The sequence below is a fragment of the Kitasatospora sp. NPDC001175 genome (genome assembly GCF_053598215.1).
The window spans coordinates 1-4,973 of record NZ_JBSFJU010000159.1 but is presented as its reverse complement, the minus strand read 5'-3'; the positions used below and the strand labels follow the sequence as shown (position 1 = coordinate 4,973).

The 4,973-nt window shown below is 74.1% G+C and carries 1 protein-coding gene; it reads right to left on the bottom strand.

Annotated elements, in window-relative coordinates; all coding sequences use genetic code 11:
- Nucleotides 1–4,973: type I polyketide synthase (locus ACWDAK_RS40565; protein WP_449806578.1), on the bottom strand; the 4,973-nt coding region annotated here is incomplete at both ends.

The window sequence follows — 4,973 nt, the reverse complement described above, 5'->3', positions numbered from 1 at the left end:
GCCAGCGAGAGCACCCCGGCGACGTGCGCCGCGGCGATCTCACCGATCGAGTGCCCGGCCAGGAAGTCCGGCCGCACACCCCACGACTCCACCAGCCGGAACAGCGCCACCTCGACCGCGAACAGCGCCGGCTGCGTGTACCCGGTCTGGTCCAACTCCTCCCCGCCGAACACCACCTCGCGCAACGGACGGTCCAGGTGCCCGTCCAGCTCCGCACAGACCGCATCGAAAGCCTCGGCGAAGCGCGGGAAGGTCTCGTACAGCTCACGGCCCATACCGGCCCGCTGGCTGCCCTGCCCCGTGAACAGGAACGCCGAACGGTTCCCCGAAGCGGCCACACCCTGAACCGTGTTCGCCGTCGACTCGCCGTGCGCCAGCACCCTCAGACCGTGCAGCAGCTCCGCCCGGTCGGCGGCCACCACGGCGGCGCGGTGCTCCAGCGCCGCGCGGGTGGTGGCCAGCGACCAGCCGATGTCGGCCGGGTCCGCCGCCTGTCCGGCCTCCAGCCGGGCCAGCAGCCGCTCGGCCTGACCGCGCAGCGCCGCCTGCGAACGGCCCGACAGCACCCAGGGCAGCGCCGCCCGGGCAGTGGGCCCGGTGGGAGCGGCGGGCTCGGCCGGGGCGGCTTCCTCGGGTGCCTGCTCGATGATCACGTGGGCGTTGGTGCCGCTGATACCGAACGAGGAGACACCCGCGCGGCGCGGCTGTCCGGTCTCCGGCCAGGACCGGGCCTCGGTCAGCAGCTCGACCGCGCCGGCCGACCAGTCGACGTGCGGGGACGGCTCGCTGACGTGCAGGGTCTGCGGCAGTACGCCGTGCCGCATCGCCATCACCATCTTGATCACACCACCGACACCGGCCGCGGCCTGGGTGTGGGCGATGTTGGACTTCAGCGAGCCCAGCAGCAGCGGGCGGTCCTCGGGACGGCCCTTGCCGTAGGTGGCAAGCAGGGCCTGGGCCTCGATCGGGTCACCGAGGGTCGTACCGGTGCCGTGCGCCTCGACCGCGTCCACCTGGTCGGCCGTCAGCCCGCCCGACGCCAGCGCCTGGCGGATCACCCGCTGCTGGGACGGACCGTTGGGGGCTGTCAGACCGTTGGAGGCACCGTCCTGGTTGACGGCGCTACCGCGCACGATCGCCAGCACCGGGTGCCCGTTGCGGCGCGCGTCCGACAGCCGCTCGACCAGCAGCATGCCGACGCCCTCACCCCAGCCGGTGCCGTCCGCGTCGGCCGAGAACGCCCGGCAGCGGCCGTCGGCCGACAGGCCGCGCTGACGGCTGAACTCCACGAACGGAGCCGGGGTGGCCATCACCACCACACCGCCGGCCAGCGCCTGGGTGCACTCGCCGCCTCGCAGCGCCTGCACCGCCAGGTGCAGGGCCACCAGGGAGGAGGAGCAGGCGGTGTCGATGCTGACGGCCGGCCCCTCCAGGCCCAGGGTGTAGGACACCCGGCCCGAGGCGATGCTGCCGGAGCTGCCGGTGCCGACGTAGCCCTCGAAGGCCTCCGCCGACTGCTGGAGCAGCATGCCGTAGTCGTTGTACATCACGCCGACGAAGACGCCGGTGCGGCTGCCGCGTACCGAGTTCGGGTCGATCCCGGCCCGCTCGAACGCCTCCCACGAGGTCTCCAGCAGCAGCCGCTGCTGCGGGTCCATCGAGACGGCCTCGCGGGGCGAGATCCCGAAGAGGTCCGGGTCGAACTCGCTGGCGTTGTGGATGAAACCACCCTCACGGGTGTAGGTGGTGCCCTGCTGCTCGGGGTCGCTGTCGTAGAGCGCCTCGGTGTCCCAGCCGCGGTCGGCGGGGAATCCCGACACGGCGTCGACACCGTCGGCCACCAGCCGCCACAGCTCCTCGGGCGAGCTCACCCCGCCCGGGAACCGGCAGGCCATCCCGACGATCGCGATCGGCTCGTCGTCGGCCGCCGCCACCGCGACGGCCGCCGCGTCGGGCAGCGAGCCCAGGAGCTCGGTGCGGAGCAGCTCGGCGAGCGCCCCCGGGTTTGGGTAGTCGAAGACCAGCGTGGCGGGCAGCCTCAGGCCGGTCGCGGCGTTCAGGCGGTTGCGCAGCTCGACGGCGGTCAGCGAGTCGAACCCGAGGTCCTTGAACGCCCGGTCGGCGTCCACCGCGTGCGGGCCCGCATAGCCCAGGACGGCGGCTGCCTCGGCCCGTACGACGTCCAGCAGGGCCGCGTCGCGCTCGGCCTCGGGCAGTGCCGCGAGCCGCTGCATCAGTGGAGAGGCGCCGCCGGGCCGCGAGCCCGCGTCCGCGCTGCGCCGTACCGGGCCGCGCAGCAGACCGCGTAGCAGCGGCGGGAGCATGCCCGCCTCCGCCTGCCCGCGCAGCCCGGCCAGGTCGAGGCTGATCGGCGCCAGCACCGGCTCCGCCGATCGCACGGAGGCGTCGAACAGCCGCAGGCCCTCCTCGGAGGACAGGGCGATGACACCGCCGCGGGCCATCCGCTCGACGCCCGCGTCACCGAGGTCGCCGGTCATACCGCTCTCCTCGGCCCACAGGCCCCAGGCGAGCGAGAGTCCCGGAAGTCCGGCGGCCCGGCGCTGCTGTGCCAGGGCGTCCAGGAAGGCGTTGCCCGCTGCATAGTTGCCCTGACCTGCGCCGCCGAAGACACCGGCGGCGGAGGAGAACAGCACGAACGCGGCGAGGTCGTGATCCTGCGTCAGTTCGTGCAGGTTCCAGGCCGCGTCCACCTTCGGGCGCAGCACGGTGTCGATGCGCTCGGGGGTGAGGGAGGAGATCACGCCATCGTCCAGGACACCGGCGGTGTGCACCACGGCGGTCAGGCGGTGTTCGGCGAGCAGGGCGGCCAGCGCGTCACGGTCCGCGACGTCACAGGCGGCGAAGACCGGCTCCGCACCCAACTCCCGCAGGGAGTCCGCGAGTTCCGCCGCACCCTCGGCCTGAGCCCCGCGCCGCGAGACCAGCAGCAGCCTACGCGCGCCGTACTCCGCGACCAGGTGCCGGGCGAACAGCGCACCGAGGGTGCCCGTCGCACCCGTCACCAGCACCGTCCCCTCCGGGTCCAGCACCAGAAGGTCCGCCTCGTCGGCCACCGGGACCCTCGCCACCCGGGCGGCGAGGGCGGATCCGGACCGCAGGGCCAGCTGCGGCTCACCGCTGCCGACCGCCGCGGGCAGCGCGTCGAGCGATGCCCCCTCCTCATCCAGGTCCACCAGGACGATCCGGCCGGGGTTCTCGGTCTGAGCCGAACGCACCAGGCCCCAGACCGTCGCCCCCGCCAGGTCCGCCACCGTCCCGTCGGTACCGGCCGCCACGGCGCCACGGGTCACCACGGCCAACCGGGAGCCGGCGAAGGCGTCCTCGGCCAGCCAGTCCTGCAGCACGCTCAGGGCCCGGTGCGTGCTCAGGTGGGCGGCGGCGGGGAGCCCGGTGCCGGGCTCCGCCTCGATACCTCCCAGGAGCGGCACCACCACGGTGTCCGGAACCGCGGCTCCGTCGGCGAGGGCCCCGGTCAGCGCGGCCAGGTCGGCGAAGCCGGCAGCCTGGTCCAGGCCGAGGGTCTCGTCGCCCAGGACGGCCCACCGCTCGGTGCTCCGGCCGGCCGGGGAGCCGAGCGGCACCGCCGTCCAGTCCACCCGGTACAGCGAGTCGTGGTAGGCGGCGCGGGCGGCGGAGAACTGGTCCACCGACACCGGCCGGAGCACCAGCGACTCGACCGTGGCGACCGGCGCGCCCGTGCCGTCGGCGACGTGCAGCGCGACCGCATCCGGGCCGTTCGCGACGATCCGCACCCGAAGTGCGGTGGCACCGACCGCGTGCAGCGAGACTCCGGACCAGGCGAACGGCAGACGGGCCTGCCCGCTGCCCTCCAGCACTCCGCCGAGCCCGATCGCGTGCAGCGCGCCGTCTAGCAGGGCCGGGTGCAGGCCGAACCGTCCGGCCAACTCCCAGCTCTCCTCCGGAAGTTCGACCTCCGCGAACAGCTCGCCGCCCTGCCGCCAGGCGCGCCGCAGGCCCTGGAACACCGGTCCGTAGCCGAACCCGGCGGCGGCGAAGCCCTCGTAGAGCGAGTCGACGGGGACGGCCTCGGCGTTCGCCGGCGGCCACTCGGCCAACTCATCCATCGAGGCGGCCACGCCGGTACCGAGCAGACCGGCCGCGTGCCGGGTCCACGGCTCCTCCGCCGGCGCGTCCTCGGCTCGGGAGTACAGACTGACGGTGCGCCGGCCGGCGTCGTCCGGGGTACCGACCCACAGCTGGACCTGCACCGCGCCCTTGGCGGGCAGGATCAGCGGTGCTTCCAGCGACAACTCCTCCAGGCGGTCGCAGCCGACCTGGTCACCCGCCCGGACCGCCAGCTCGACGAAGGCGGTTCCCGGCAGCAGCACGATGTCGCCCACGGCGTGGTCGGCCAGCCACGGGTGCGAGTCCAGCGCCAGGCGTCCGGTGAACAGGTGACCGTCCGCGTCCGCCAGCGCCACGGAGGCGCCGAGCAGCGGGTGGTCGGCCGAACCCAGACCGGCGGAGGCCACGTCACCCAGCCAGCCGGTGAGCGGCCGGGGCCAGTAACTGTCCTGCTGGAAGGCGTAGGTGGGCAGGTCGACGCGCTCGGCCCCGGTGCCGGCGAAGACGGCCGCTCGCCAGTCGACGGCGACCCCGCGCACCCATGCCTGCGCGAAGGAGGCCAGCACGCGCTGGGCACCGCCCTCGTCGCGGCGCAGGGTGCCGAACGCGGCGGCCTCACGGCCGCTCTCCTCGATGCTCTCCTGAACCGCCATGGCCAGCACGGGGTGCGCGCTGATCTCGATGAAGGTTCCGACACCGTGCTCTTCCAGCAGCGCGCGGGTCGCGTCGGCGAACTCCACGGTGGCACGGAGGTTGGTGTACCAGTACCCGGCATCCATGCCGGAGCCGTCGATCAGCTCGCCGGTCACCGTGGACAGCAGCGGCACCCGACCCGCCCGCGGAGTCACCTCACGCAGCACGTCAAG